Source organism: Mitsuaria sp. TWR114 (assembly GCF_007997345.1).
Genome location: NZ_VOSR01000430.1, coordinates 1 through 2,146, shown reverse-complemented (window position 1 = coordinate 2,146; position 2,146 = coordinate 1). Strand labels below are relative to the sequence as shown.

General features: G+C 70.2%; 2 protein-coding genes and 1 pseudogene. 2 read left to right on the top strand and 1 reads right to left on the bottom strand.

Annotation, left to right across the window (positions count from 1 at the left end):
* Positions 1 to 383 (top strand): annotated as a pseudogene (locus FUT87_RS28910) (nucleotidyltransferase family protein); the annotation flags it as partial.
* Between the two features lie 123 nt (positions 384 to 506).
* Entirely contained in the window at positions 507 to 1,124 is a 618-nt protein-coding gene (locus FUT87_RS15775; protein WP_091728796.1) for a phosphatidylcholine/phosphatidylserine synthase, read from the top strand.
* Positions 1,125 to 1,319: 195 nt separating this feature from the next.
* Here the strand turns inward: FUT87_RS15775 and FUT87_RS15770 are convergent.
* Positions 1,320 to 2,146 (bottom strand): S41 family peptidase (locus FUT87_RS15770; protein ID WP_255511869.1); only part of this gene is annotated, 827 nt, incomplete at its 5' end.

Genomic DNA, 2,146 nt, shown 5'->3' with positions numbered 1-2,146 from the left:
TGCGCGAGTTCGGCGCGATCGAGGGATTCTGGCCGCGGCTGGCGGCGCGCGCGCGGCGCATCGGCCTGACGCGGCCGCTGTGGCTGGCGCTGCGCTACACGCGGCTGCTGCTGGACACGCCTTATCCGGACACGCTGCCGGAGGAACTGGGGCCGCCGCCGGGACCGCTGGCGCTGCGGCTGCTGGATGCCTGTTACCGGCGCCTGCTGCGGCCGGGCCATGACAGCTGCCGCCTGCCGGGCCATGCGATGGCGGAGGTCGCGTTGTATGTGCGCTCGCACTGGCTGCGCATGCCGGCCGGGCTGTTGGCGCGGCATCTGGCGCGCAAGGCATGGTCGCGGATGACAACGGCCCCCGAAGTGCCCAAGGTCGAGACGCCTTAGGCCTTCGAAGAACCCCCTCACCCCTCCCTCTCCCCCTGAAGGGGGCGAGGGGGATGGACCCACCGAGGGGGCGGGCGCGGCCTTTGCCGCGAGGCCAAGGGCCTTCGCTTATGCTCGCTCCCCATGAACCGACCCAAGCCTTTCTCCATGATCCGCGAGTTCCATCTGGCGGACTGGTTCACCCTGGGCAACGCCTTCTGCGGCGTGGGCGCCCTGTTCTCGGTGATGACCTTCCTGCAGACCGGGCTGACGCAGCACCTGTACTACGCCTGCGCGCTGATCCCGGCCGCGCTGGTCTTCGACGTGCTGGACGGCCGCATCGCGCGCTGGCGCCAGAAAAGCTCCGCGATGGGGCGCGAGCTGGACTCGCTGGCCGACGTGATCTCCTTCGGCGTCGCCCCGGCCGTGATCGCCTATGGCTGTGGCATGCAGGGCCTGTGGGACCGCATCGTGCTGGGCTTCTTCGTGGCCAGCGGCGTGTCGCGCCTGGCGCGCTACAACATCACCGCCGAAAGCCTGTCCGCGGGCAGCGACAAGGTTGCCTACTTCGAGGGCACGCCCATCCCCACGTCGTTGCTGCTGGTGATCGTGCTGTGGATTGCCGCCTGGCAGGGCGCGATCGGCGACGCGTTGTGGTTCGGCGCCATCAAGCTGGGCGGCTTCACCCTGCATCCGCTGGTGCTGCTGTTCGCGGTATCCGGCTCGCTGATGATCAGCCGCATCCGCATCCCGAAGCTGTGAGCTGACGCTGAGCGCCGACGCGCTTGGACGTGTGTCCAGCGCTGTGCCCGATGACGACAAAGGCCGCCCGAGGGCGGCCTTTGTCATAGCGCTCGCGCGTGGGGCATCGACGGCGGGTCAGGACGGGCCCGGCGGCACGCCGAATCGGAATGGGCACCCCTGCGCGGCGCCCCAACGCGCCGCCTCAGGGCCGCCTCAGGGCCGCTCGCCCAGGATGCGGTTGCTGCGCGCGGCCAGCTTCTTGAACTGCAGCGCCACGGCATCCTCGCCGCCGGCGCGCGTCGCCGTCGCGCGTGCCAGGCCCGTGCCCGAGGCGCTCGCCGCCGGGCAGCTGCCGTTGGCGCGGTATTGCAGCGCCGCGGCCAGCATCGCCTCGCTGGCGTCACCCAGCGCGTGCTCGAAGTCGTCCGCCACCGCGCAGCCCTTCACGCCGGTGGCGCCGCTGCCCGCGGGCACGAAGCCGTCCGCGTAGTCGCCGAAGCCCTTGTTGTTGACGCCGACGAATTCGATCGGGAAGTAGCTGTAGCCGCAGTTGTCCTTGGCCGTGAAGCCATAGGGCTTGCCGCAGGTGGTGCCGCCCACCAGCACGACCTCCACGTCGACGCCGCGCAGGCTGTTGATCAGCGCCTCGCTGGCCGAGCAGGTGCCCGACTGCGCCAGCACGAACACGCGCCGCAGGTTCAGCGCCGGCAGCGGCTGCCGCGAACTGCAACGACCGTCCGCCGTCATCAGGCAGGACTGGTCGTAGAACGGCGTCTTCGAATCCTCGCTGTTGGTCTCCGCGCTGCGGCGGCTGTTGTAGCGCAGGTGCTCGAAGGTCTTGCCGGAGGTCGCCGCGCTGCCCGCGATCATGTAGGCCAGCTCGCTGGCGATGAACAGGTAGCCGCCGCCGTTGTAGCGGAGGTCGACGATCAGGTCGGACACCCCCTGGCCGCGGAAGTCCTGCATCGCGGCGATCAGCTGCGCTTCCGCCGGAAGGATGTGGTCGTTGAAGACCAGGTAGCCGACCTTGCCGCCATCGG

Excerpts from the sequence above, each read along its gene's own strand:
- FUT87_RS15775 (WP_091728796.1), top strand. The coding sequence starts at position 507 with ATGAACCGACCCAAGCCTTTCTCCATGATCCGCGAGTTCCATCTGGCG.